29 protein-coding genes and 1 pseudogene are annotated in these 24,435 nt (G+C 67.7%); 18 read left to right on the top strand and 12 right to left on the bottom strand.

Annotated elements, in window-relative coordinates; all coding sequences use genetic code 11:
* The 3 genes from ACFPJ1_RS35470 to ACFPJ1_RS35460 all read right to left on the bottom strand — a co-directional run.
* Positions 1-516 (bottom strand): acyl-CoA thioesterase/BAAT N-terminal domain-containing protein (locus ACFPJ1_RS35470; protein ID WP_380110674.1); only part of this gene is annotated, 516 nt, incomplete at its 3' end.
* A gap of 182 nt (positions 517-698) precedes the next feature.
* Positions 699-1,571: an aminoglycoside phosphotransferase family protein gene (locus ACFPJ1_RS35465; RefSeq protein WP_380110673.1), complete on the bottom strand. Its 873-nt coding sequence runs from the start codon at positions 1,569-1,571 to the stop codon at positions 699-701.
* Positions 1,572-1,593: 22 nt separating this feature from the next.
* Positions 1,594-2,421: an SAM-dependent methyltransferase gene (locus ACFPJ1_RS35460; protein WP_380110672.1), complete on the bottom strand. Its 828-nt coding sequence runs from the start codon at positions 2,419-2,421 to the stop codon at positions 1,594-1,596.
* A 174-nt stretch (positions 2,422-2,595) separates the two neighbouring features.
* Between ACFPJ1_RS35460 and ACFPJ1_RS35455 the strand changes: the two genes are divergently transcribed.
* The gene (locus ACFPJ1_RS35455; protein WP_380110671.1) at positions 2,596-3,378 is read left to right on the top strand and encodes a methyltransferase domain-containing protein; all 783 of its coding nucleotides are present in this window, start codon (positions 2,596-2,598) and stop codon (positions 3,376-3,378) included.
* Here ACFPJ1_RS35455 and ACFPJ1_RS35450 read toward each other — a convergent pair.
* Positions 3,375-3,992, bottom strand: a complete 618-nt coding sequence (locus ACFPJ1_RS35450; RefSeq protein ID WP_380110670.1) for a TetR/AcrR family transcriptional regulator — start codon at positions 3,990-3,992, stop codon at positions 3,375-3,377. The genes ACFPJ1_RS35455 and ACFPJ1_RS35450 overlap by 4 nt on opposite strands.
* A 58-nt stretch (positions 3,993-4,050) precedes the next feature.
* Here ACFPJ1_RS35450 and ACFPJ1_RS35445 point away from each other — a divergent pair, with 58 nt between their 5' ends.
* Both ACFPJ1_RS35445 and ACFPJ1_RS35440 read left to right on the top strand, forming a co-directional pair.
* Positions 4,051-4,812 (top strand): oxidoreductase, encoded by a 762-nt coding sequence (locus tag ACFPJ1_RS35445; RefSeq protein WP_380110669.1) that lies wholly within the window; start codon positions 4,051-4,053, stop codon positions 4,810-4,812.
* A 466-nt stretch (positions 4,813-5,278) separates the two neighbouring features.
* Complete coding sequence (locus ACFPJ1_RS35440; protein ID WP_380110668.1) at positions 5,279-6,037, top strand: hypothetical protein; 759 nt, start codon at positions 5,279-5,281, stop codon at positions 6,035-6,037.
* Positions 6,038-6,204: 167 nt separating this feature from the next.
* Here the strand turns inward: ACFPJ1_RS35440 and ACFPJ1_RS35435 are convergent, their stop codons facing one another.
* The 4 genes and pseudogenes from ACFPJ1_RS35435 to ACFPJ1_RS35420 all read right to left on the bottom strand — a co-directional run.
* Positions 6,205-6,519, bottom strand: coding sequence for a hypothetical protein (locus tag ACFPJ1_RS35435; RefSeq protein ID WP_132288179.1), 315 nt, complete (start codon positions 6,517-6,519; stop codon positions 6,205-6,207).
* Complete coding sequence (locus ACFPJ1_RS35430) at positions 6,516-6,716, bottom strand: hypothetical protein (protein ID WP_380110667.1); 201 nt, start codon at positions 6,714-6,716, stop codon at positions 6,516-6,518. Before ACFPJ1_RS35430 ends, ACFPJ1_RS35435 begins: the two co-directional genes overlap by 4 nt.
* Positions 6,717-7,117: 401 nt before the next feature.
* On the bottom strand, positions 7,118-8,077 hold the full coding sequence (locus ACFPJ1_RS35425) for an MFS transporter (protein WP_380110666.1): 960 nt from the start codon (positions 8,075-8,077) through the stop codon (positions 7,118-7,120).
* Positions 8,078-8,177: 100 nt separating this feature from the next.
* Positions 8,178-8,408: pseudogene (locus ACFPJ1_RS35420) on the bottom strand (MFS transporter); the annotation flags it as partial.
* Between the two features lie 189 nt (positions 8,409-8,597).
* Between ACFPJ1_RS35420 and ACFPJ1_RS35415 the strand changes: the two are divergent.
* Both ACFPJ1_RS35415 and ACFPJ1_RS35410 read left to right on the top strand, forming a co-directional pair.
* Positions 8,598-9,017 carry a winged helix-turn-helix transcriptional regulator gene (locus tag ACFPJ1_RS35415; protein ID WP_380110665.1) on the top strand — a complete coding sequence of 140 codons (420 nt, stop codon included), beginning with the start codon at positions 8,598-8,600 and terminating at the stop codon, positions 9,015-9,017.
* Positions 9,014-9,172, top strand: a complete 159-nt coding sequence (locus ACFPJ1_RS35410; protein ID WP_380110664.1) for a hypothetical protein — start codon at positions 9,014-9,016, stop codon at positions 9,170-9,172. The genes ACFPJ1_RS35415 and ACFPJ1_RS35410 overlap by 4 nt, the downstream gene beginning before the upstream one ends.
* Here ACFPJ1_RS35410 and ACFPJ1_RS35405 read toward each other — a convergent pair.
* Positions 9,138-10,376, bottom strand: coding sequence for an MFS transporter (locus tag ACFPJ1_RS35405; protein ID WP_380110663.1), 1,239 nt, complete (start codon positions 10,374-10,376; stop codon positions 9,138-9,140). The two genes, ACFPJ1_RS35410 and ACFPJ1_RS35405, sit on opposite strands and share 35 nt — an antisense overlap.
* 65 nt (positions 10,377-10,441) lie before the next feature.
* On the opposite strand from ACFPJ1_RS35405, the gene ACFPJ1_RS35400 reads away from it, so the two are divergent.
* Together ACFPJ1_RS35400 and ACFPJ1_RS35395 are read left to right on the top strand one after the other, a co-directional pair.
* The gene (locus tag ACFPJ1_RS35400; protein WP_380110662.1) at positions 10,442-10,909 is read left to right on the top strand and encodes a helix-turn-helix domain-containing protein; all 468 of its coding nucleotides are present in this window, start codon (positions 10,442-10,444) and stop codon (positions 10,907-10,909) included.
* Between the two features lie 66 nt (positions 10,910-10,975).
* Positions 10,976-11,752 carry a GNAT family N-acetyltransferase gene (locus ACFPJ1_RS35395; RefSeq protein WP_380110661.1) on the top strand — a complete coding sequence of 259 codons (777 nt, stop codon included), beginning with the start codon at positions 10,976-10,978 and terminating at the stop codon, positions 11,750-11,752.
* Between the two features lie 135 nt (positions 11,753-11,887).
* Here ACFPJ1_RS35395 and ACFPJ1_RS35390 read toward each other — a convergent pair whose 3' ends face one another.
* The 3 genes from ACFPJ1_RS35390 to ACFPJ1_RS35380 all read right to left on the bottom strand — a co-directional run bounded on the left by ACFPJ1_RS35390 (position 11,888) and on the right by ACFPJ1_RS35380 (position 16,736).
* On the bottom strand, positions 11,888-14,365 hold the full coding sequence (locus ACFPJ1_RS35390; RefSeq protein ID WP_380110660.1) for a Tex family protein: 2,478 nt from the start codon (positions 14,363-14,365) through the stop codon (positions 11,888-11,890).
* A gap of 181 nt (positions 14,366-14,546) precedes the next feature.
* Entirely contained in the window at positions 14,547-16,043 is a 1,497-nt protein-coding gene (locus tag ACFPJ1_RS35385; RefSeq protein ID WP_380110659.1) for a DHA2 family efflux MFS transporter permease subunit, read from the bottom strand.
* 57 nt (positions 16,044-16,100) lie between these two features.
* Positions 16,101-16,736 carry a YesL family protein gene (locus ACFPJ1_RS35380; protein WP_380110658.1) on the bottom strand — a complete coding sequence of 212 codons (636 nt, stop codon included), beginning with the start codon at positions 16,734-16,736 and terminating at the stop codon, positions 16,101-16,103.
* A gap of 94 nt (positions 16,737-16,830) precedes the next feature.
* On the opposite strand from ACFPJ1_RS35380, the gene ACFPJ1_RS35375 reads away from it, so the two are divergent.
* The 11 genes from ACFPJ1_RS35375 (at position 16,831) to ACFPJ1_RS35325 (ending at position 24,421) form a co-directional block, all read left to right on the top strand.
* A complete protein-coding gene (locus ACFPJ1_RS35375; RefSeq protein WP_380110657.1) occupies positions 16,831-17,907 on the top strand; it encodes a substrate-binding domain-containing protein in 1,077 nt (358 codons plus the stop codon).
* Between the two features lie 43 nt (positions 17,908-17,950).
* Entirely contained in the window at positions 17,951-18,163 is a 213-nt protein-coding gene (locus ACFPJ1_RS35370; protein ID WP_380110656.1) for a hypothetical protein, read from the top strand.
* On the top strand, positions 18,160-18,381 hold the full coding sequence (locus ACFPJ1_RS35365; protein ID WP_380110655.1) for a hypothetical protein: 222 nt from the start codon (positions 18,160-18,162) through the stop codon (positions 18,379-18,381). The genes ACFPJ1_RS35370 and ACFPJ1_RS35365 overlap by 4 nt, the downstream gene beginning before the upstream one ends.
* The gene (locus ACFPJ1_RS35360; protein ID WP_380110654.1) at positions 18,381-18,791 is read left to right on the top strand and encodes a hypothetical protein; all 411 of its coding nucleotides are present in this window, start codon (positions 18,381-18,383) and stop codon (positions 18,789-18,791) included. The genes ACFPJ1_RS35365 and ACFPJ1_RS35360 overlap by 1 nt, the downstream gene beginning before the upstream one ends.
* Before the next feature lie 2 nt (positions 18,792-18,793).
* Complete coding sequence (locus ACFPJ1_RS35355) at positions 18,794-19,885, top strand: hypothetical protein (RefSeq protein ID WP_380110653.1); 1,092 nt, start codon at positions 18,794-18,796, stop codon at positions 19,883-19,885.
* A gap of 17 nt (positions 19,886-19,902) precedes the next feature.
* The gene (locus ACFPJ1_RS35350; RefSeq protein WP_380110652.1) at positions 19,903-20,115 is read left to right on the top strand and encodes a hypothetical protein; all 213 of its coding nucleotides are present in this window, start codon (positions 19,903-19,905) and stop codon (positions 20,113-20,115) included.
* A complete protein-coding gene (locus ACFPJ1_RS35345) occupies positions 20,112-20,309 on the top strand; it encodes a hypothetical protein (RefSeq protein WP_380110651.1) in 198 nt (65 codons plus the stop codon). Before ACFPJ1_RS35350 ends, ACFPJ1_RS35345 begins: the two co-directional genes overlap by 4 nt.
* A 195-nt stretch (positions 20,310-20,504) precedes the next feature.
* Positions 20,505-21,785, top strand: a complete 1,281-nt coding sequence (locus tag ACFPJ1_RS35340; protein ID WP_380110650.1) for an extracellular solute-binding protein — start codon at positions 20,505-20,507, stop codon at positions 21,783-21,785.
* Entirely contained in the window at positions 21,782-22,726 is a 945-nt protein-coding gene (locus ACFPJ1_RS35335) for a carbohydrate ABC transporter permease (RefSeq protein WP_380110649.1), read from the top strand. The genes ACFPJ1_RS35340 and ACFPJ1_RS35335 overlap by 4 nt, the downstream gene beginning before the upstream one ends.
* Positions 22,719-23,624 (top strand): carbohydrate ABC transporter permease, encoded by a 906-nt coding sequence (locus ACFPJ1_RS35330; protein WP_380110648.1) that lies wholly within the window; start codon positions 22,719-22,721, stop codon positions 23,622-23,624. The genes ACFPJ1_RS35335 and ACFPJ1_RS35330 overlap by 8 nt, the downstream gene beginning before the upstream one ends.
* A 338-nt stretch (positions 23,625-23,962) precedes the next feature.
* Positions 23,963-24,421, top strand: coding sequence for an exonuclease/endonuclease/phosphatase family protein (locus ACFPJ1_RS35325; RefSeq protein WP_380110647.1), 459 nt, complete (start codon positions 23,963-23,965; stop codon positions 24,419-24,421).
* The last annotated feature ends 14 nt before the right edge of the window (positions 24,422-24,435 follow it).

Genomic DNA, 24,435 nt, shown 5'->3' with positions numbered 1-24,435 from the left:
CCCCCCAACACCTGAACCTCGAGCTGACCGCATCCCACGCCAGCCAACCAAAGAGCAACAGGCTCCCGCGATCCCCACAAGGTGTCCGAGGTCCCCACAACCACACGGCCACCGGCACCACGGCGGCCCGACCCGTCCGATGACGGGTTGTTCGGCCGCTGGCGCCATACAAGCCGCCAGCCGGCGAACGACCCGCCAGCGGTGCTCGCCGCCGCCCGCCCAGCCGCACCCCGCGCGCAAAACGAGAGGGGTTACCCGCTCCAGTTGTGGGTTACCCCTCCAACGCCCGAGGGCGCAACCCACAACAGCAGCAGGTAACCCGGTTGTGAAGAGGCCCATCCCGTCGACGGTCTGGTTGGTGCCGTTCGACGGGGTCGCGTGGTTGAGGTCGATCGCGCCCTGGTCGTCCGCGGTGAAGGTCGCCTGTCCGTGCCACTGCTTGCCGCTGACATCGATCCCCTGCGTTCCGACCTCGACGCTCTCGCCGGCTTTCAGCCCACTGACCTTGAGGTGCACGGCCTAGTCCGCTAGCGAGATCGTCCACCTCGGTGGTCGCGTGGTCGCTCGAGCCGGGGAAACAACCCGCCAGGACAAGGACAAGGGCAACGACGACGACCGGTCCGCGCACAGGCACCAGCACCCCATCGATCGCTTTCCGTTCTACCACCGCGACGGATCAGCGGCCGACGCATCACTGGTCAGTCGAGGAAGGCGGTCAGTACCCGGTGGCAGCGGATCGGATCCTCCGTCAGCCCGACGTTCAGCCCCCACAGCCAGTAGTCCACCGTGCGGAAGACGACCCAGTCGCGGGCGTACTCCCGATCGAGCACGGCCTCCGTCACGACGGTGTCGAAGTGGCCGACGATCTCGGCCGCATCCGCCATCTCGTCGACCCGGGTCCACAGGATCCGGGCCAGGTCGTGCTCGATGTCGCCTCGATAGAGCACTGGGTCGACCGCGAGCCACGCCTCGCGCGTGCCCCGGAGTACCTGGTCTGCGTGCAGGTCTCCGTTCACAGCCGAGTCCGCAGTACTGCGGGCCAGGGCGGGTGCCACCTCGAGTGCGGCGGCCAGGAAGTGCTGGTCGAACGGGCGCCCGAGGGCATTCCATTGGTCCTCGAGTTGGGCGCTCCGATTGGCGGCGATCTGGGCCGTGGAGTGCGCGTCCGCGGGGGCGGGAACGGCAAGCCGGCGCATCAGCCGACCCATCACCGCGACTGCCTCCCCGACGGGACGGGTGCTCAGCGGTTCGCCCAGTCGCTCGAGGAGCATCGCCCCGCGGCCGGCGTCCGCGTCGTACAGGCGGACCATTCCGCGCCCGTCCCACCATCGCAACGCACGGACCTGATCGAGCACCTCGGCACCCGGCGGCGACATGCGCAGGATGAGCGATTCGCCGTCCCGCTCGACCGGTACCGCGATCGCGTTGGAACCGTGTGCGAGCTCGCCGTCGACCTGCAGGTTCCACGCCTCACACTGAGCCTGTACGGCGGCGGGCAGTCCCTCGAGCCAGGCCTTGCCATCGGTCCACCAGCGAGGCATGTCGAGAAACGTCTGCGGCAGTTCGATCATGCCGCAGACGCAAAGGTGAGGATCACGGCTTCTTGGCGACGCCCACCCACAGGCTGCACATCACGTCGGTGAACTCGCCCTTCGCCACCAGGTCCTGGGTCTGCTGGTCCGGGTGCCACTGGAACGGCACGGACACTCCCGGCTCCACCAGCTCGAGACCGTCGAAGAACCTGGTGACTTCTTCCTTGCTCCGGACCTGGGCGTCGCCGCCGTCGGCCTTGTAGACCTGGATCGCTCGCTCCCACAGCTCGGGAGCGAAGTCCGGCGTGCAGTGCGAGAAGATCAGCAACGAGCCCGGAGCCAGCGGCTCGACCAGTTGCCTGACCAGGTCGTACGGCTTCAGCGCGTCGGGCAGGTAGTGGAACACGCCGACCAGGCTCAGCGCGACCGGCTTGCTGAGATCGAGAGTCTCCCGGACCTCGTCCGACTCCATGATCGAGCGCGGGTCGGTGACATCGGCCTCGAGGTATGCGGTCTTGCCCTCCGGGCCGCTGGTCAGCAGCGCCCGCGAGTGGCTCAGCACGATCGGGTCGTTGTCCGCGTAGACGACGCGTGCCTCGGGCGCCACCTCCTGCACGACCTCGTGCAGGTTCGGGCTGGTGGGGATGCCGGTGCCGATGTCGAGGAACTGCGTGATGCCCTGCTCGGCCGCGTACCGCGCGGCGCGGTGCATCCACATCCGGTTGGACAGCGCCGCCGTCCGGAACCCCGGGAAGGCCTCGAGCAGATGCTCGGCCGCCTGCCGGTCGATCGCGAAGTTGTCCTTGCCACCAAGGAAGTAGTCGTACACCCGGGCACCGTGCGGCCGATCCAGTTGCAGGCGTTCACGCGTGGCGGCGTCGTCGGTCATCGATGGCTCCATCCGAAGGGAAAACGGTCAGCGCGGCAGTCGTGATCGTAACCGATCTGCGACGCCAGGTGACGCCTGGTTCGGAGGATTTAACGAACCGGAGTGCCGGGCCTCCCCGTTCGGCGCGGTGCGGACGATGATGTGGTGCATGGGCGGAAAGCGAAGGACCGGGGAATGAGTAACTTGCAGTTCGATCCCGAGGTATCGCGACAGATCGAGTCGGTCTACACAACCCCTGACGTGATCGAACAGCGCCGGGTGGTGCGCACCGCGCTGGCACTCCGGCCCGGGGACCGCGTCCTCGACGTCGGCGTCGGGCCCGGGTTGCTCGCGGCCGAGATGGCGGCCGAGGTCGGGCCGCAGGGCCGGGTTTGTGGGATCGATATCAGCGACAGCATGCTGACGATCGCCCGCACCCGCGCTCAGGTGCCCGGCGGACCGGCGGTCGAGCTGGAACTGGCCGACGCCGGCCGTATCCCGCATGGCGGCGAGAGCTTCGACGTGGTCGTCTCCACCCAGGTCTTCGAGTACGTCGAGGACGTGGCGGGCGCGCTCGACGAGATCCGCCGCGTACTACGGCCCGCCGGCAGGGTGATCCTGCTGGACACCGACTGGGGGTCGACCGTCTGGCGGTCGAACGACGATGTCCGGATGCGCCGGGTGCTGGCCGCGTTCGAGCAGCACCTCGAGGACCCGCACCTGCCGCGCTCGCTCGGGGACTCGCTGGACAAGGCCGGCTTCACCCTCACCCATCTGCAGGTGGTCCCGATGCTGAACGTGGGGTTCGACCCACGGACGTACAGCGCGGGCCTGATCGACATCGTCGCGGGCTTCGTCCCCGGCCGGGCGGAGTTGACCGAGCAGGATGCCCAGGCCTGGGCGAACGACCTCCGCGGCCTCGGCGCGGGCTACTTCTTCAGCCTCAACCGCTACCTCTTCGTCGCGTCGGCCCTCTAGCTCACCGGAGCAGGCAGCGGCAGCAACCTGTCGACCGTCGCGCGGCCGATCTCCCGCATCGCCTCGGCCGTCATCTCGGTCTTCGTCAGGAACTGCAACCCCTGCTGGATCGTGAGCAGCAGCCGGCCGAGCTCGCGCGGATTCGTGTCCTCGGGCAGATCCCCGTCGGCGACCGCCTGCGCCACCGCGTGGGTGAAGCAGTCCTCCACCGCCTGGTACGTCGCCCGCGCGTGTCCCGTCACCTCGGGGTCCCGCGCGGCCAGCTCGGTGGAACTGTTCGCGAGGAAGCATCCCCGGCTGGCCGCCACCGGCCCGTGGTGCTCGGCGACTGCGTCCTGCGGACCCGGGACGAAGAAGCTGCGCAACACCTCGATCGCGCGATCGCCGCGGGCCACTGCTCCGCAGACGCCTTCCGCCGTCTCGTTGGCGTAGGAGCTCAGCACCTTGAGGAACAACTGGTGCTTGTCGCCGAACGCGCCGTACAGGCTGCCCTTGCCGAGCCCGGTCGCATTCATCAGGTCGTCCAGCGAGGTGGCCGCGTAGCCCTTCCGCCAGAACTCGTCACGCGCCGCCCGCAGTACCTGCTGCTCGTCGAACTTCCTCGGCCTGCCCATGACGGCCAGCATACCGACTTATTTGACCGATCGGTCCTGAAAGGCTTTACTGGACCGTATGGTCAATAACTCACTGCAAGGCAAGCGCGCACTCGTCACAGGCGGTACCCGCGGGATCGGCGCGGCGATCGTCGCCAAGCTCCTGGCGGGCGGCGCGTCCGTCGCCACCACTTCCCGCACCCCCGTCGACAACCTTCCCGAGGGCGTCCACTACATCCAGGCAGACCTCGGTACTGCGGACGGCGCGACCCGCCTCGCCGCGGAGACACTCCAGTACTTCGACGGCGGGCTCGACATCCTCGTCAACAACGCCGCCTCCGGTCAGGCGCACCCGAAGGGCACCGCCTCGATCCCCGACGAGGAGTGGCAGTCGGCGCTGAACTCGTCGTACCTGAGTGCGGTCTGGGTCACCTCACGGCTGCTGCCCGCGCTGCTCGACAGCAAGGGGGCGATCGTGAACATCTCCTCCGCGGTCACGCTCGACGTGGTTCCCGCGCTGGCGCACTACGCGGGCGCCAAGGCGGCGCTGGAGAAGTACAGCCAGACCCTCGCGGCCGAACTCGCGCCGCAGGGCGTCCGCCTCAACGTCGTCATCCCCGGCAACGTGGCGACCCCAGGGGCTGACAAGATCCGCCAGGACCTGGCCGACGCGGCCGGCATCCCGGTCGAGGCGATCACAGCCGGTACGCCGCTGGGCCGCGCAGGCATCCCCACCGATATCGCGGAAGCAGTCGGCTTCCTCGTCTCCGACCAGGCGCAGTGGATCACCGGCACCCAGCTCCTCGTAGACGGCGGCGCCTCGGTAGGCCTAGCCGCCTGACACTTCTGTCCACAGCCCTGCGGTCCAGTGGTCACGATGGGCGGCCAGGGGGCGGCCAGGGGGCGGGCGTACCGTGGGATACGCCCGCCGCCGTCGGTCGTTCTCCCGCCCCTCAGTGGGAGAACTCGCGGCTCGGTGAGCGCCACCCATGCCCGAATGGGGCCGACTGAACCGCGGGACTCTTATGTCGTACCCCACCATCGGGACCTCACACCCGGCCTGGCGAGAAAACTTGACCTTCCTCATACAAGTGCCCACTCTGCGTGGACGGATGAACCCGCAGACCCTACCCTGAAAGGCGATTCCGGTCGCCGGGGGAGGCGGCCGGACGTCAAGGGGGAAGGGGAATGGGCGATGTCGGACGTCTTCGACGAGATCCTCGACGATGAACTGACCGACGACGACCTGGATGAGCTGGAGGCTCTCGGCGCCGCGGAGGACGCGGACTTCCTGCTCGGGAAATCAGATGCCTGAGGCAAGGATCGTCTGGCGCGGGTTCGCGCTGAACAAGCGCACGGTGGCGATGGTCCAGGCGGCGGAGAAGCAGTACCGGTCGAAGTTCAAGATCATGCAGGGCTCCTACAACAAGGGTGGCGTCGAGGCCTCGGCCGGCACCCATGACGGCGGCGGCGCGGTCGACATCGACGTGGCCGAGCTCGCGCCCGCGCAGCGCAAGGCCGTCGTGCTCGCCCTCCGCCAGGTCGGGTTCGCCGCGTGGTTGCGGACACCCGCCCAGGGCCGCTGGCCGTACCACGTGCACGCGATCGCCTGCGGCGACAAGGACTTGTCCCGGGGCGCGGCGATCCAGGTCGCGGAGTACAGGCGCCGCCGGAACGGTCTGGCCAATCGCGGCAAGGACGACGGCCCGCCCGGCTGTTACGGGATGACCTGGGAGCTGTACCTGAAGGCACACCCGGCTCCCGTCCCGGTGGCTGTGCCGGACTCGACGATCTCGCTCGGCGCGATGTCGTACGCGAGCACCCACGACGCGATGAACGGCGTCTGGGGTGCCGACCGCGCCCGGGTGGTCGCCTGGGCCGCGCATCCGAAGGTCGGCGCGATCACCAGGGCCGAGACGATTCCGCCGGCCGGGGTTCCCTGGCACCTGCACTTCCAGCGGGTTCTGCGGAAGGTACAGGTGAAGTTCAAGCTGCCGGAGACCGGGAGCTTCACCGAGGGCGTCGCCGCGGTGATGAAGCGCTACGGCTACAAGATCACCGCCTGACCCGGCTGGTCGCAGTACCGCGAACACAACGACAAGGCCCCACCGGTAGCAGCCGGTGGGGCCTTGATTGGTCCACTACCGCCCGGCTTCCCGGTGCAGCTGTGGAGGTGGAGAGCGGAACCGACGCCGATGCAGGGGTCAAGACGTCAGCTCCGCTTGCTGAGGGGTTATCTCGTGTCGACCGCCCATGCCTGGGCTTGGTGGAACTCGAGGTGCTGCTGCATCGCGGCCGGCGTACCGACCGATCCGAGGTGCTGCAGCGTCGGTACGACGACCGCGCGCACATCCGTCCGCTTCACTTCGTCCAGCAGCGCGTTGAACGCGGCGGACTGGGCGGCGTCACGCTCCGTGTACACCGTGCCGAGGGTGTAGCCCTCGGCGTAGGCGAACTCGACGAGCGAGTCGGTCGCCGCGGCGAGCTCCTCGGCGCAGCTGAGCGCGTCGGCCCGGACGTAGCCGAGCAGCGTCGGGCGGGTGGTCATAGAGCCCGCTCCGGGGCGGTCGTGCTGCCGACGAGAACGGGCTCGCTGGTCACCCGGAGGGAGGCGAACCGGCGGCGCATGGCCTCTTCGTACTGCGCGGCCTGGTCCGCGTCGGCGGTGTGATCCGCGATCGGGTGAGCGCCGAACCAGACCCGCACACGGCGGTGCGAAGCGGTGGTCTCGAACGACTCGGTCATCAGCGGTCCTTCAGCTCTCAAGTAATATCCGGACGGCCCACACGTACGAAGATTCCGGCGGTGAGGTAGCCGGTGATCGATACTCACGGGTCCGCGTTGCTTAAGGAAAGAACACCTCAAAAAGTCGTCCCCCGGAATAGACTGGCAAGGACCTTTACAGAGGCCTTACGCGACCCGGCCGCAGCGGTGAAACCGCTGGTCAGAGCGGCCGGGAGCGGTTTCGGCCCAGCCGTCTGGCGCTGTCAAGAATGTTTGCAGTAATTTGCTCATAACGATTCGGGTAACGCCTTGCCTTATCGGCTCGAGGCGGAAATGTAGGGCTTCCTGCTAACGCTCGGCAGCCGACCGGACACACAAAGACAAATCGGCGCCCCACCGGTTCGGTAGGACGCCGATATTGCTCAGGCTGCCGGCTGTGGAGCGGGCCTTCTGGTCAGCCCTGGCAGTGCGGCGAGCAGGCCGAGAGCGGCAGCGACCAGCGGTACCAGCAGTGCCGAGCGGAAGCCCTCAACCGTCAGGTCGTCCGCCGCCGCGAGCACGGCGGCCACAACTGCCAGCCCCAGAGCCGACCCGAACTGGAAGGACGTCGTCAGCACTCCACTGGCCAGTCCGTGTTCCTCCTCGACGACTCCGTCAGTGGCGGCGATCGTCAGCGGTCCGTAGGCCAGGGAGAAGGCCAGCCCCAGGAGAATCAGCGTCGGCAGCATCGCTGCGTAACTCCAGTCCGCACCCAGCGGCAGGAACAGCGCGTACGCAACCGCGGCGAAGGTGAAGCCACCGAACACGATCCGGCCGTTCCCGAAGCGATTCACCAGCCACGGAGTCAGCGTCGGGGCCAGCACCGAGTCGATCCCGATCACCATCAACGCCAGACCGGTCTCGAGCTCGGACCAGTTCCGCAGTTCCTGCAGGTAGAGCACGGCGATGAACTGGAACCCGACGAACGAGCCGACGAGCAGGACCGCGCCGAGGTTCGCCCGCACCAGTGGGCCACTGCGCAGGATGCCCAGCCGGATCAGCGGCGACGCCACCCGCTGCTCGATCAGCACGAACAGCCCGAGCAACGCCAGGCCGGCCACGAGCGTCACGGCCGTCTGGCCGGCGGCGACGTCGGGTGCTCGTACGACGGTCGACACGAGCAGCAGCATCGACCCGGTCAACGTGAGCGCTCCGCCCAGGTCGAACCCGCCGGCAGTCTTGATGGGCGCGGCCTCCCGTGGGATCAGGGCGATCGCCGCGACGAGAATCACCGCCGCCAGGACCACCGGGGCGAAGAAGACCCAGCGCCAGTCGATGGCCGTGAGGAGACCACCCGCCACCATGCCGAGGGAGAACCCGCCGGCCGCGGTACCGGCGTACACGAGCAGGGCCTTGTTGCGTTGCGGGCCCTCCGGGTAGGTCGTCGGTGATGATGGACAGGCCGGCCGGCGTCATGAAGGCGGCGGCGATGCCGGTGACGAAGCGGGCCAGGATCAATACCCAGCCTTCGGTCGCGAAGCCGCCGAGCCCGGAGAAGGCCAGGAACACGACCAGCCAGCCGATGAACATCCGCCGCCTGCCAAGCAGGTCTGCCGCACGTCCGCCGAGCAGCACGAAGCCGCCGTAGCTGAGCACGTAGCCGCTGACGATCCACTGCAGTTCGCTGGTGGACAGACCGAGCTCGGCCCGGATGGAGGGCAGCGCGACGCCCATCATCGAGACGTCGATGCCCTCCAGGAAGATCGCGCCGCAGAGTACGAACAGGACGGCCCAGGCCCGGCCGGTCAGGCGGTCGTGGGCGGTGGTGGCTGGCACGTGGCTCTCCTCAGATCCTGGCGGTTCTCGCCGGTGTGGTCGGTTACCTCTTGTAACTGATCCCATCCTGAGGAACCATCAGGGATTGTGGAAGAAGGCACTTCAAAGGAACCGAGTCACTCCGAGTGCACCGAGGACGCGTTCCAGTGGGACACCCGCGAGGACTGCGACGTCCGGCAGATCCTGGACCGGATCGGCGACAAGTGGTCCCTGCTGGTGATCGCGCTGCTGGACAACCGCGTGCTGCGCTTCACCGAGTTGAAGAAGACGATCGACGGGATCAGCCAGCGCATGCTGACCGTCACGCTGCGCCAGTTGGAGCGCGACGGCCTGGTCCGGCGCACGGTCCACCCGGTGGTGCCGCCACGGGTGGTCTACGAGCTCACCCCGCTCGGCGTCACGCTGCACGACACGATCCAGGCGCTCGTCACCTGGACCGAGAAGCACCAGAACGAGATCGCCACCGCCCGCGCGACGTACGACTCCCGCGAAGCCTTGATCGGATGAGCGTGGGGTTGACGACCGACCGGCTGGATCTGGTCGCGCTGGACTTGGCGCGGGACCTCGGCGAGCTGCACGCGATGTTCGCCGAGTTCAGTCTGCGCCTATCCGAAGGCCACCTACTGACTACTCTGGTCCGACACTTCCCGATCGGCCCTTAGTCAGCTTCATCCGGGTCAGGTGCGCCGGATGAGACGGTACTGCGAACAGCGTCACAGGCGCGGCCAGTACTGCGAACGCAGCCAGCAGGTTGAGCGTCAGCGGTAGGCCGGCGAGTGTCGTCAGGGCGGGGGCGGCCAGGGCACCGATGACGACGGTGAGGGAATCGACGGCGAAGAAGAGTGCGCCGATCCGTCCGAGCAATTCGGTCGGCGAGATCCGCTGGACGGTGGTCTCGGCGGTGATCAGCAGCACGCTGCCGGGGAGTCCGATCAGAGCCGTGGCCACGATCGCCGACGGCAGGCTGGGCGCGTTCACCAGGGCGAAGAAGGCGCAGCCGGTGGCGATCTGGGTGGCGACCAGGAGGTCGCGGACTCCCAGCCAGGTAAGGGATCTCGAGCTGATCGCCGCGCCGAGGAGATACCCCACGCCTAGTCCCGAGATGAGGTAGCCGACGGCGTAACCCGGTGCGTTGAGGCGGTCGACCGTGAACGGGACGAGGAGCGCGGTCAACCCGGCGTTGGCGGTGAGGAAGACGCCGTTGGCCAGCAGGATTCCGCGGAGCACCTTGCTGCGTCCGACGTACCGGAGTCCTTGCTTGAGTTGGCTGAAGCCGTTGCCTGGTTGGGGTTCTGGCCTGACGCGGCGGCTGATGGTGGCGATGATTGCTGCGGACAACAAATAGCTGGCGATGTCGACTGCTACGACGAATTCGATGCCTGGGCCCGCGAGCAGTAGGGCACCGAGGGGTGGTGCGGTCAGGCGGATCACGCTGCCGGAGACGGCGGTGAGGGCGTTGGCGGCGGCGAGTTCCTTGCCGGTGCCAACGACTATCGGGGTCAGGGCGCGGGCGGCGGGGCGGAATACGGTGATGGCCAGATTCTCTGCCAGCACGGCGATGTAGACGAGCCAGACGCGTTCCGCCGAATCCGCGAACAGGATCAAGGCGACGGCCGCGGCGCTGGCGAGATCCGCGAGCCACATCGCGCGCGAGAGGTTCCAGCGATCGAGCAGTACGCCGGCCCACGGGCCGACGATCAAGGCGGGGAGTGCTTCCAGTGCGAGCGTCAGCCCGGTCGCGACGGCGGAACCGGTCAACTGGAAGACGTGGAACGGGATCGCCACGACCAGCAACCAGGAGCCGATCCCCGACACTCCGTTGCTGATCCAGAGCCGCCGGAAGTCACGATGCGCCAGGGTCCTCACGCGGTGAAACTATCTCCACAGAAGAATTCTTGGCAAGAGTATTTTCTCAGGATAGATTGTCGGCTGTGGACCTGAGCGCTGAACTGAGAGACCGCCGCAAGGCCGCCGGCCGCACGATCGCCTCTGTCGCGGTCGACGCCGGTCTCTCCGTCCCCTACATAGCCAACCTGGAGAACGGCCGCGGCAACCCCACGCTGTCAGCCCTAGCCCGCCTAGCCACAGCCCTAGGCGCCCACCTCCAGGTAACCCTCGAAGACGACCCCCCGCCATTCGTCGCCGCCACAGGAAGCTCAGTCGGAACCCCCGGCGGAGTTCCTGGCGGAACCTCCTCCGCGGCCTCGACTGAACTGCTGGCTGCCTCACCTCGGGCGACCAAGGTGATCGCAACCCTCGCCTCATCCCAGGGCCGCACCCGCCGCTCCGTCGAGCGCCAACTCCTCACCACCCTCGAAGCCCTCACCCCCCTCCTCTCAACCCCACCCACCGAATCCGACCTCAACCGCCTCCTAGACCTACTCCTCCTCGCCGACTGACCACCGCCGTGTGACTACTGCCGGAAAGGGTGCGCAGGTGGTTGGGGGCGCGGTTAGGGTTTTGGGGTGGAGATTGCCGCGCGGATCGCGTCCGCTCAATTGCAAGGGTTGGCTCGTTCGCGGCGGCAGATCGTGGCCGGTCCGCTGGTCGGGTTGCTGCACGACGAGGAGGTCTGGTTCCTCTCCGGCGCGGTGGCTGCCGACCCCGGCACGCCCTTCGACGCGACCGAAGTGCCGTGGGCGGTGGAGACGATCCGCAAGGCCTTCGCCGCGGAAGGACGCTGGTTGCACGTCGAACTGATCGACGAGGCCAACCCCGGCCTGGCAGAAGCCCTCGCAGCTGAAGGCATGACCATCGTGTCGCGTCCACCGCTGCTGGTCGTCGAGCCCGGCGATCTGCAACTGCCCGAGTTCCCCGAAGACGTCACCGCCTCGGTGGTGACCACGGCAGAGGAGCAGGACGCCGCGAACGCAGTAGCCGCAGACGCCTACGAGACGACGGACACCGACGCTCCGTTCCAGCCCGAGCCCGCGAACGGAGCCGCCGTACTCATCCGACTGGACGGCGTACCGGTGGCAACCGCGTCCTGGACGGCCGTCGCGGACGGCGTGACGGAGATCGCCGGCGTCGGCACGCTGCACTCGCACCAGCGGCGCGGCTTCGGCGCGCTGGCGACCGCCTACGCCACCCAGCAGGCGTTCGAGCTCGGCCGCGCGACCCTGGCCTGGCTGACTCCGGGTGACGACGGCGCCGACCGTATCTACCGCCGGATCGGCTACCAGCCCAAGGCCACAGCCGTCCACCTCGGCGACCCCGGCGGTCACCTGGAAGACCTGCGCTAGAACCTTCGTCCCCGGGATGGCGCGTTGTGGCCACTGCGGACACCAGTTGTCCGCAGTGCCCCAAGAGCCGGGGTCGATGACCACGACTGCCGGCCGGCAACCTGGGGGTTGCCGGCCGGGGTGGAGGTTGAGGGGTTAGCGAACGGTGAAGCCGGCTTTGCGGAAGGCGTCGGCTAGGGAGCCTTCGTCCATGGGGGTTTCGGCTTGCTTGCCGCCTTGGTTGCCGGTGTTCTGACCGCCGCGGTTGCCGCCAGAACCACGGCCCTGGCCACCGCTGCCGCCGGGACCACGACCGCCGCCACCGCCGGGGCCGCGACCCTGGCCTCCGCCGGGGACACGGCCCTGGCCTCCGCCCTGGCCTCCGCTCTGACCGCCGCGACCGCCGCCGGAGCGGGCGGAGCGGCCTTCGCCGCCGCGGCCGCCTGAGGTCGGGGCACCGGGCTCGTCGTCGAGCCGGAGGGTGAGGGAGATGCGCTGACGGGGGATGTCGACCTCGAGGACCTTGACCTTGACGATGTCGCCGGGCTTGACGACTTCGCGCGGGTCCTTGACGTAGTTCTTGGACAGCGCGGAGACGTGCGCCAGGCCGTCCTGGTGAACGCCGATGTCGATGAACGCGCCGAAGGCCGCCACGTTGGTGACCTGGCCCTCCAGCCGCATGCCCGGCTTCAGATCGGCGATCTTGTCGACGCCCTCGGCGAAGGTCGCGGTCTTGAACGCGGGCCGCGGGTCACGGCCGGGCTTCTCCAGCTCGGCCAGGATGTCCGTCACGGTCGGCAGACCGAACATGTCGTCCACGAAGTCGGCCGCCTTGAGCGACTTCAGCGCGGAGGACCCGATCAGCGACTTCAGCTCCTGACCCGTGGCGTCGAGCATGCGCCGGACCACCGGATACGCCTCGGGGTGAACGCTGGAGGAGTCCAGCGGGTCGGCGCCGTCGGGGATCCGGAGGAACCCGGCCGCCTGCTCGAACGCCTTCGGGCCGAGCCGCGGCACCTGCTTCAGCGCGGTCCGCGACTTGAACGGCCCGTTCTGGTCGCGGTGGACGACGATGTTCTCCGCCAGGCCCGGGGTGATACCGGAGACCCGGGTGAGCAGCGGCGCGGACGCGGTGTTCAGGTCGACGCCGACCGCGTTCACACAGTCCTCGACCACCGCGTCGAGGGACCGGGACAGCGAGTTCTCCGGGAGATCGTGCTGGTACTGCCCGACGCCGATCGACTTCGGGTCGATCTTCACCAGCTCGGCCAGCGGGTCCTGCAGCCGCCGCGCGATCGACACGGCGCCGCGGAGCGATACGTCCATGCCGGGAAGCTCTTGCGAGGCGAAGGCCGACGCCGAGTACACCGACGCGCCCGCCTCGGAGACGACCGCCTTCGTCAGCTTGAGCTCCGGGTGCTTCGCGATCAGCTCGGCGGCGAGCTTGTCCGTCTCCCGCGACGCCGTCCCGTTGCCGATGGCAATCAAGTCGACCTTGTGCGCGGCGGCCAGCGCGGCCAGCTGGGCGATCGACTTGTCCCACTGGTTCTGCGGGACGTGCGGGTAGATCACGCCGGTCGCGGTGACCTTGCCGGTGGCGTCCACGACCGCCACCTTGACGCCGGTCCGGAAGCCCGGGTCGAGCCCCATCGTGGCGCGTGTGCCGGCCGGGGCGGCGAGCAGGAGATCGCGCAGGTTGGCCGCGAACACCCGGACGGCCTCGTCCTCGGCGGTCTGCCGCAACCGGGTCCGCAGGTCGATGCCGAGATGCACGAGGATCTTCGTCCGCCAGGCCCAGCGGACCGTCTCGACCAGCCACTGGTCGGCCGGACGGCCCTGGTTCTCGACGCCGACCTTGCGCGCGATGGTCGCCTCGTACTCCGTCGGTCCGTCGACCTGCTCCTCGCCGGCCGGAGCGGGCTCCACGGTCAGCGAGAGCACCTCTTCCTTCTCGCCGCGGAACATCGCCAGGATCCGGTGCGACGGCATCTTCGTGAACGGCTCGTCGAAGTCGAAGTAGTCCGAGAACTTCGCGCCGTCGGTCTCCTTGCCGTCGCGGACCTTCGAGGCCAGCCGGCCGCGGGTCCACAGGCGCTCGCGCAGCCCGCCGATCAGGTCGGCGTCCTCGGCGAACCGCTCGACCAGGATCGCCCGGGCGCCGTCGAGGGCGGCCTGCGGGTCGGTCACCTCGTCGTTCACGAACACCGTCGCGGCGGCCAGCGGCGGCACCGACGGGTCGGCCAGCAGCCCGTCCGCCAGCGGCTCCAGCCCGGCCTCGCGGGCGATCATCGCCTTGGTCCGCCGCTTCGGCTTGAACGGCAGGTAGATGTCCTCCAGCCGCGACTTCGTCTCCGCGGCGAGGATCGAGGCCTTCAGCGCGTCGTCCAGCTTGCCCTGGCTCTCGATCGACTCGAGCACGGTCTGGCGGCGCTCCTCAAGCTCACGCAGATAGCGCAGGCGCTCCTCCAGGGTGCGCAGTTGCGCGTCGTCGAGCTCCCCGGTGACCTCTTTGCGGTACCGCGCGATGAACGGAACCGTCGAGCCCTCGTCCAGCAGGCCCACGGCGGCCCGAACCTGTCCCACGCCGACTTCCAGCTCCGCGGCGATCCTCTGCTCGACCGACTGCAACACCACTGTCCCGCATCCCCTCTACGTCCGATGACAGACGAGCATTCTGCCCCGCTCGCCGCACCGCACATCCTTCCCTATCCCCCGGACAGAAGACGACCTCCGCCTCCCACCCTGTGGACAACCATCCCGACACGCCAGTACTGCGGAACTCCCCGCGTGGGGCGTTCCGCAGTACTGGTGTTCGTCAGGCGGCGTCGAGGGTGAGCTCGTCGCCGGACTTCTCGACCGCGGAGGCCGAGGTCTCGGGCGCCGGGCGCATCACGGTGCAGGCGATCACCACGGCGGTCGCGACGATCACCGCGGCCACCGCGAACGAGAGGTGGAAGCCACTGGTCAGGGCCTCCAGCGCGGGCTTGCCGGCGGCCGCGAGGGTCTCGGTGCGAGTCGCGGACAGCGTGGCCAGCACGGCCAGTCCGAGCGCGGCGCCGACCTCGGCGGTGGTACCGACCAGACCGGACGCGAGTCCCGCGTCTTCGGGCTTCACGTCGGCCATCGACAGGCCCATCAGCGCCGGGAAGCAGATGCCGCCGCCCAGACCCAGCAGGACCAGCACCGGCAGCACGTGGACGAAGTAGTTGCCGCCGACGGGAGCCTGGGTGAACAGCGCCAGGCCGACCACGATCAGTGCCAGACCGGCGATCAGCGGGCGGCGTGCGCCGAACCGCATCACCAGCTTCTCCGAGTAGCGGACCGACAGCAGGCCCATCAGCACCGTGGTCGGCAGGAACGCCAGGCCGATCTCCAGGGCGTCGTAGCCGAGCACCCGCTGCAGGTAGAGCGAGCCGAGGAAGAAGATGCCGAACATGCCGGAGGCGGACAGCGCCTGGATCAGGTTGGCGCCGGTCAGGTTGCGGGACTTGAAGATCCGCAGCGGGACCAGCGGGTTGGCCGCGGTCGCCTCGCGGACGATGAAGCAGGCCAGCAGGGTCAGCGTCAGCAGGCCCAGGGCGATCGTCCGCGGTGCGGTCCAGCCGAGCTCGGCGCCCGGCTTGACGATGGTGAACACGCCGACCATCAGCGCGGCGGTGATCAGCACGGCCCCCGGTACGTCGGTGCCGCGGCCCATCCCGAGGCCCTTGTCCTTCTCGATCAGCTTGACCGCCAGGAGGCCGGTGACCAGGCCGATCGGCAGGTTCACGAAGAAGATCCAGTGCCAGTTGATCGCCTGGGTCAGCACGCCGCCGGCGAGCAGACCGATCGAACCGCCGGCGGACGCGACGAACGCGTAGACGCCGATCGCCTTGGCCTGCTCCCGCGGCTCCGGGAACAGCGTCACGATCATGCCGAGGATCACCGCGGAGGTCAGCGCGCCGCCGACGCCCTGGACGAAGCGGGCCGCGACCAGCATCTCCTGGGATCCGGCCAGGCCGCACCACACGGAGGCGACGGTGAAGACGGTCAGGCCGCTGACGAAGATGGTCCGCCGCCCGACCAGGTCGCCGAGCCGGCCGGCCAGCAGGAGCAGGCCGCCGAAGGCGATCAGGTACGCGTTCACCACCCACGCGAGGCTGGAACTGGTGAAGCCGAGGTCGTCCTGGATGGCCGGCAGCGCCACGTTCACCACGGTCACGTCGAGCACGATCATCAACATGCCGGCGCAGAGAACGTAGAGGGCCAGCCAGCGCGAGCGGCCGCCCTGCGCGGCCGGCGTCGTCGCCAGGGTTTCGGTCGTCGCGTACATCGGGGTTTCTCCTTCTGGTCCGGTGGGCCTTTCACTGACACGTCGAACCAGATGGGCTCAGATTGACACGTCCCCCGGATCTTTTTTCGGCCGAGTGGTTGTGGTGCGGGAGATCCAGTACGCGATCAGCGCCGGGACGAGGCCCGAACCGATGACGAACAGGGTCGGCAGTTTGGCCAGCAGCAGGAACCAGGTGGCGAGGCCGATCACGCCGCCCGCGACAGCGAGTGACCGCCTGAGCAGGAAGAGGTTGGCCGCGCGGAACAGGCTCTTCGCAGTACTGTCCTCCGGCTCGTCGGGGAGGACGGCGAGCGCGCTGAGGTAGAGCCCCACGATCATCCCGGTGAGCGGGACGAGCACCGCCAGCGCGAAGATCCGGACCGGGCCGTCCGTGGAGACCCAGAAGAGCAACCCGAACGCCAGGGCGATGCTGCCGACGTACAGGGCGAGGCCGGCCGCCCAGAAGCGGCGGAAGGCCCACTTGAACTCGCTCCAGAACCGCCTCATCAGCGACGGGTGCTCCTGGCCGATCGCGTACGGCAGCACCCGCTGCAGCGCGAAGGCGGCCGGGTAGAGCGTGACCACGCCGACGCTGCAGAGCAGGAACACCAGTTGCAGCATCAGCAGGTCGCCGATCAGCGAGAGCTTCGAGAGCACCGCGTTGGTCCGGCCGCCTCCGGCGGTGTCGCTCACAGGCCATCCCTCACGTCGGCAGTCCTCGCTTCGGCAGTCATGATCGTATGATCACAAACAATCACATCCGGATAACAGTCCCCGGGGGTCCCGCATGCTTGCACCGGAGCGCCACGAGCTGATCCTGCGCAGCCTGCGCCGCCACGGCCGGCTCCGGGTGGCCGAGCTGTCCGCGGAACTCGGCGTTTCCGCGATCACAGTACGCCGGGACCTCGCGGAGCTGGATTCTGCCGGACTGCTGCGCCGGGTGCACGGGGGCGCCATCGGCACGAGTCCCGCCGCCGGACCGAGCCAGGGCAGCCAGCTGACCATCGGCATCGTCGTACCGAGCTCCACGTTCTACTACACCGACGTGATCCGCGGCGCCGAGGCGATGGCCGACCGGTACGGCGCTCGCCTGGTGCTCGGGGTCTCCGGGTACGACGTGGCGGTGGAGCAGGAGCGGCTCGAGAAGGTCCTCGGCATCGGGGTCGCCGGGTTGCTCCTCAGCACGGCCCTCGGGGACGAGCGCGCCGCCGAGGTCGGGTCGAGGCTGGACGGAATCGACGTACCGGTGGTGCTGATGGAACGGGCGTTCGGCTTCCCGCACACGGAGCACGAGTACGACCACGTCCGCACGGATCACGCCTATGGAGCGATGCTCGCGCTGCGGCATTTCCGCTCGCTCGGCCACGCCCGGATCGGCATCAACCTCAACGCCAGCGTCACGGCGTACTGGCTGCGGCAGGGGATCGCGCAGGCGGCGGAAGCGCTCGGCGTCGACCTGCTGATCTCCCCGGTGGTGCTCCCGGCCCGCGGCGAGGACCCGGACACGATCGCGCAACTGGACGCGTTCCTCGACGAGTGCGAGTCGTACGGCGCCCGCGCCATGCTGGTGCACTCCGACGAGCACGCGGCCCGCCTGGTCGAACGCGCGATGGAGCGAGGCCTGCGGATCCCCGAGGACCTCTCGGTGATCGCCTATAACGACGAGACCGCCGCTCTGGCCGCCGTCCCCCTCACCGCCGTCTGCCCACCCAAGTTGATGATCGGCGAAACCGCCTGCGAACTCCTCCTCCGAAAACTCCGAGCCGCCCCCGGCCGTACCCCAGCCACCCAACACCTCTCCCTCCTCCCCACCCTGAAAACCCGAGTCTCCTGCGGCGCCCTCACCATCACAGCCAGGCCCTAGTCACGGGTTAGATTTGGACACCGACGATCACGGGGAGAGTCCGATGGACTACGAACAGTTCAAAGCGGAGTACAGGACGGTCTTCGACGCCTTGGACACCAACAAGCCCTCGGCAGACTTCGCTCCGGATGTAGCCCGCCTTAAAGACCTCGCGGCCGCCATCGAGAGCCCCCGCGACCGCCGCTCCGCCGAAAACCGGATCGCCGACCTCGAAGGCATCCTCGCCGAGGGGGGGCGCCGATCTCTCCGGCGATGATGGAGGCGATCCGGGTCCACGCCGCAGCCCGTGCGGCCGGCGGCACCCCGCAGGAGCGGATCGCGCGGGCGGAGGCTGGGATGGCCGAGATCGGCCGGATCGCGGAGGCGGCCGGACCAAGCGAGGAAGCGGCGATCATGAACCTGAACGAGTCGCTCTACATGCTCAGCACAGCCCTGCAGCCAACGGACGCCACCGCCCCAACCAGGAGCTCCTAATGGACTACGACCAGTTCGATGCGGAGTACCAGCGGGTCGTCGAGGCGGCGCAATCCGATCTGAGTACCGAGGCGCTGAGGGTAGAGGTCCAGCGACTGCGGCAACTATCCGCGCAGGTTGAGGATCCCGACGACCGCGAAGAGGCCGGCCACGCAGTCGCAATGCTCGAGAACGTTCTCTCCACCGACCCCGGCCCGCCGCCGTCCGAGGCGGTCCTCGCGGCCAACCAGGCGTACGCGGACGCCACGTCGAGCGACGGGACGCCGGCCGAACGCATCGCGCGTGCGGAGGCCGGCATCACGGAGATCGCTCGGATCGCACGAACCGCTGACCCCGAGGAAGAAAGCTCGATCCTGCAGTTCAATGAGTCGCTGCACATGTTGATCGGCGCGTTGGAGAACGCAGACTGAGGATGGCCAAGGTCAGCAGCTACAGGGAGCTGATGGCCGAGCAGGCCCGAGCGGCTGTTCGCGTCACCGGAGCCGACCACTCGTCCTGGAACGGAAAGCTCGGCCCTACCAATCCGAGCGAACCTGTCGACGGGTTGGCGGAGTGGGATCACACGATTCGCTACAGCGAAGCGAACGTGTCCGAACCACTGCGGGACATGTTCAGCAACGCGCGCGTCCACAATCAGGACCGAGCAACTCTGCGGAGCTACCGCAAGGCGCTGAAGACAGTCCTGCACGAGAACGTTCATGTGCTTGCAGACCGTGGGACTGATCACTTCCAGGGGCAGCAGGAGTACAACAAGCCGTCCGGTCGGCTGGCGGAGGAGAGCTTCACCGAGCTTTACAGCCTCAAGAAGCTCGATGACTACATCGATGACCTCGGACTGGAGGAGATCGCCCCCGGCATCAAGGACGTGCCGACCGCCGAGATCTACAAGCGCTATCTGCCGGGTGCCCAGGCATTCGCCGATCATGTCGGCAACCGGTCCGGTCTCGGCAGCGACGAAGTAGTCCGCCGGATGGCGGTCGCGAACGCGGAGCAGAAGTTCCCGGTTGCCGCGGCCGCTATCTACGACAACAGCAAGTTGCCGGGTTTGGTGCCTTCTGATCAGCGACAGGCATCGATCCAGCGAATCGCGGAGGCAATGAAACCTGCCTTCGCCGAGATCGAGAACGCGACGTCCAAGGATCCCGACACCCAACGCCGTCAGGCGGCCGTAGCCGGCGGCGCGGCAGCAGAAGCGGGCTATCAGGAAGTCCGCGCGATCCAGAAGGTCTGGGCTCAGCCGGCGCCGGAGACCAATCGCCACCTCGGTCCCGAGAAACAGCAAGCCCAGCAGGCTCAGCCCCAGCAGTCAGCGCAACAGACTGACGCCGGTCCAAGTGGCGCACCAGCCTCGCGGTCGGGGGATTTGCAGCAGGCGATGCGGGCTGGGCTTGGTGGGACGGCTCCGCTGTCTGCGGCCAAGGTGTTGAGTGCCGATCAGCAAGGTTCTCGTCGCTCCGGCCCGCAGGCCGGACAGCAGCGGCAGGGGCCTGAGCGCGAGAGTTGATTGGAACGGGATTGTCGGTGGAGTACCAGGAGTTCGAGATCGAGTTCTCGCGGGTGTTCGATGCTACGGGGAGTGGGCTCAGCACGGACGAGTTGCGGGCGGAGACTGAGAGGTTGCGGACACTGGTCGACAGGGCGGTGGCAGGCGATCGCGAGCGGGCCGGCTGGGATATCGCAATGCTTGACGATCTGCTCGAGCATGAAGACGGCCCCCTCCCTCGGCGGAGATGATCGAGGCCCTCAAGGCGTACTCAGCTGCCGTCTCGGACAAGGGCACCCTGGAGCAGCGGATCGCTCGAGCGGAGAAGGGGATCGAGGAGATCGACCGGATCGCGGACGAGGCAGACCCCGAGGAGCAGTTGTCGATCGGGAGCCTGAACGAGTCCTTGTACATGTTGGTCGGGGCGCTGAAAGGCGGCGGCTGAAACTACGCACGGTGAGGTGTGTGGTGGGTCCGGTGAATGGAACTTTGATCGTCGGAGTTCCGTTGTTGATCGAATTTGATCATTCGAGCGCTGGGGTATTGACGAGGAAAGCCCTTTCCCATACTTTCGCTGCACTCGGTGGTCTGGTCGTCACGATTTAGGCGCCGATCCGCTCGGCAGCGAAGGAGTTCCCCTGTGAGACGTGGCGCCCGGAGTGGACTGGTGGTGCTGGCCGCGATACTCGGCCTGGCCGCCAGCAGTTGTGGCAACGGGGTGATTGACAAGAGCACGGACGGTGTCCCGCCGGCTGAGGCGACCGGGACACTGCGCGTACTGCTCCCGTCGTTCCCGCCCAGTACCAAGGGCCGGGAGGAGTTCGACAAGGTCGTCGCGGACTTCCAGAAGGCCTATCCCAAGATGAAGGTCGAACCCGACTTCGCGACGTACAACAACCTGAACGAGAAGATGTCCACCTCGATCGCCGCGGGCATCCCGTACGACGTGATGGTCACTGGCGTCGGCTGGATCCAGCCGTTCGCGTCGAAGCGGATCTTCGCCGACCTGGCGGCGTACGGCGTGACTCCGGAGGTGATCAAGGAGAAGAGCGTTGAAGCGCTGATCGAGCCGGCGACGTACGAGGGCAAGCTGTACGGGTACCCGCTGGTTGCCGACGCCCGCGCCGTCGCGCTGCGCAAGAGCGCGTTCCGCGAGGCCGGCCTGGATCCGGACAAGCCGCCGACCTCGCTGGCCGAGATCAAGGCCGCGGCCGAGAAGCTGACCAAGCGCGACGAGGGTGGGTCGATCACTCGCAGCGGGTTCGATCTCGCCTCGGCGACCGGTTTCCGGCAGTCGTTCACCACCTTCCTGGCCTCCACTGGTACGCCGCTCTACGTGAACGGCGAGCCGAACTTCAGCAACCAGAAGGGCCTGGAGACGCTGGAGTGGATCAAGTCGATGATCAACAACGTCCAGCCGTACGGTCAGCAGAACGCCGCCCAGCAACCCCTCGTGCTCACTGGTGAGGCCGCGATGGGCATCGTCGGCGGCGCGGTCGACTGCTCGGACAAGGGCATCGGCCAGAAGAACTGTGACGACCTGAAGTTCTTCCGGTTCGACAGCGGCCAGCAGATCGAGTACGTCGGTGGCGACCTGGCGTCGATCGGGTCACGCAGCCGGCACAAGGACGCGGCCTGGGCCTTCATCCAGTCGCTGACCGTGCCGACGACGCTGGACGCGATCGCCAAGCTGAACAAGAAGCTGCCGGCCTACAAGGACGCCGGTAACTCGCCGCAGGCGAAGTCCAACCCGCTGAGCAAGTTCGTGGCCGACGGACTCGTGTACGCGGTGAATGAGAACAGCCCGCCGACCAACTGGCTCGAGATGCGCGGCAACTTCGACATCCAGCTCACCCAGGCGGTCCTCGGTCAGAAGGACCCCGCCAAGGTGCTGGCCAACCTGGCAGGACAGTCCCGATGAGCACCACTCTCGAACACCCCACGAAAACCGCCCCCGCACCGCGCGGTACCGCGCCGGCCAAGGAAAGCCGGGAGCTGATCCGCAGCCAGGTCCGCGCCGGCTGGATTCTGCTCAGCCCGGCTCTGCTGCACTCCGCGATCTTCATCGTGATCCCGGTGCTGGCCGTGCTCGTGCTCAGCCTGACCGACTACAGCTTCGGTGACTCCTGGGCCTGGGTCGGTTTCGGCAACTACGCCGACCTCTTCCGCGACGTCGACTTCCAGGCATCCCTGGTCAACACCGTCCTGTACGCCGTCGTGGTGATCCCGATCTCGATGGCGATCGCGCTGGCGGTCGCGGTCGGGCTGAACCAGAAGATCAAGGGCCTCGGCTTCTTCCGGACCGCTTTCTACATCCCGACGGTGACCGCGACGGTCGCGATCGCCACCATCTGGCTGTGGATCTACAACCCGGGCTCGGGCCTGGCGAACGGCTTCCTCAGCCTGTTCGGCTTCGCGCCGAACCGCTGGCTGGCCGACCCCGCGACCGCTTTGCCGTCGCTGATGGTGGTCGGTATCTGGCAGGGTCTGGGCACCAAGATCATCATCTACCTGGCCGCTTTGCAGGGGGTCTCGCGTGACCTGCTGGAGTCGGCCGACCTGGACGGCGCGAGCCGCTGGCAGAAGTTCGTCAACGTCACCCTGCCGGCCCTCAGCCCGGTGCAGTTCTTCGTCCTGATCACCTCGATCGTCGGGACCTTCCAGGTCTTCGACCTGGTCTACGTGATGACCAGAGGTGGGCCTGGCACCGAAACCCGGGTGCTTGTGCTGGACATCTACCAGAACGCGTTCCAGGACCTGAAACTCGGCTACGCGTCCGCCGAGACCGTGATCATGATGATCGTGATCGCGCTGTTCATCGGCGCCGGACGCCTGCTCCAGAAGGCGGATGTCAATGACTAGCGCAACGATCACCGGCCCCATCGTGAGCCAGAAGCCGTCCGGGTTCCGCATCGGCCGGATCCTCCTGTACGTCGCGCTCTGCGTCGGCGCGGTGCTGATGGTGACGCCGTTCCTGTGGATGGTGCTGACCGCGTTCAAGAACGACCTGGAGATCGCCACGTTCTCCTGGCTGCCGACCGAGCTGCGGTGGCGGAACTTCGTCGAGGCGATGCAGAGCGCGCCGTTCCTGCGGTACTTCCGCAACAGCCTGTTCATCGCCGTCGGCGAGACCGCATTCACCCTGGCGGTCTGTACGACGGCCGGGTACGCGCTGGCGAAGCTGCCGATCCGGGGCTCCAAGGCGCTGCTGAGCTACTTCATCCTGCTCCTGCTGGTGCCCTTCCAGATCATCCTGGTGCCGCTGTTCCTGATCGTGAAGTCGATCCCGCTGTTCGGCGGCAACAACATCCTTGGTCAGGGCGGCATCGGCTGGCTGAACTCCTGGTGGGGCCTGATCATCCCGCTCGGTGCCGCGCCGCTGTTCACCTTCCTGGCCCGGCAGTTCTACGTCTCGATCCCGAACGAGCTGGCGCAGGCGGCCCGAGTCGACGGGCTGGGTGAGTTCGGCATCTTCTGGCGGATCATGACGCCGCTGATCAAGCCGGCCCTGATCACCATCTGCGTGTTCCAGATCGAGGCGGCCTGGAACGGATTCCTCTGGCCGTTGATGATCACCACGTCGGACTCGATGCGTCCGCTGCAGCTCGGGCTGGCGATCTTCGCGCAGAATCCGGCGGAGATCCAGTGGCCCTACCTGATGGCCGGTACGGCGCTGGCGACGTTGCCGATGATCGTGATGTTCGTCTTCGCGCAGAAGCGCTTCGTCGAGGGAATGGCCAACGTCGGGATCAAAGGCTGAACCAGGCCGGTCGGACTCACGGCCGGGGATGTTCCCGTTCGCAGGTGCTCGCCCCGCCCCGGGCGAGCACCTGCTGGGGCCCCCTCCACAATCACCGGTGGTCCCGAAGAAACACCGGAGCGTCCACTTGCCCCCCTCAAGACCAGGCCGCTCGATCCATTTATCGTCACAACCTGAGGGGCGTTACAGCTTTGTGCGGCTTTCCGCCGACTTTCCGGATGATTTCTGCCGGGTCAGCTTTCCAAGCGTAATTCTGCTACCCGACGAGTGCACCTGTTGACTATCCGTAGCAGGAAATAGGGTAAGTCAGCGTTCCGGATTGTGCCGACGGTGGCGACTTGATCGCGGGGACCGGGTTGGCGGCTGCTGTGGAGATTCCCGGCCGTGGCGAGCAGTTGTTCGTAGTACCGACGACGCCGTGGCGGCCGGAACATGAAGCGGCGCGGGAGAAACAGGCACGCGACATCACCGATCTCGATGCGCGCCACCGCACTGCGTTGCCGACGATCGTTGCCGGAGGCTTCGATGCCGGACCTTCTTCGCCGAGCATCCGCTATCTCACCCGGTACTTCGACGACGCGTGGGCTGTGGCGGGCAACGGCCCCGGCTACACGTGGACTGTGGACAATCCAGTCGCCGCGGAGGAGCTCGCGAGGTTGCTGGGAGATCCGGACCGTCGCCGCCGCATCGACTACATCCTCACCCGATGCGCCGTCCGCTCGGTCGAACTCGTCGGCGACGATCCGGTGGAAGGCGTGTGGCTCAGCGACCACTTCGGAGTACTCGCCGAGCTTTAGGACAAGTGCGCGCG

The sequence above is a fragment of the Kribbella qitaiheensis genome (assembly GCF_042657745.1).
Taxonomy (GTDB): domain Bacteria; phylum Actinomycetota; class Actinomycetes; order Propionibacteriales; family Kribbellaceae; genus Kribbella; species Kribbella qitaiheensis.
Note: the sequence above shows the minus strand (reverse complement) of the source record. Positions and strands in the feature narration are given on the sequence as shown.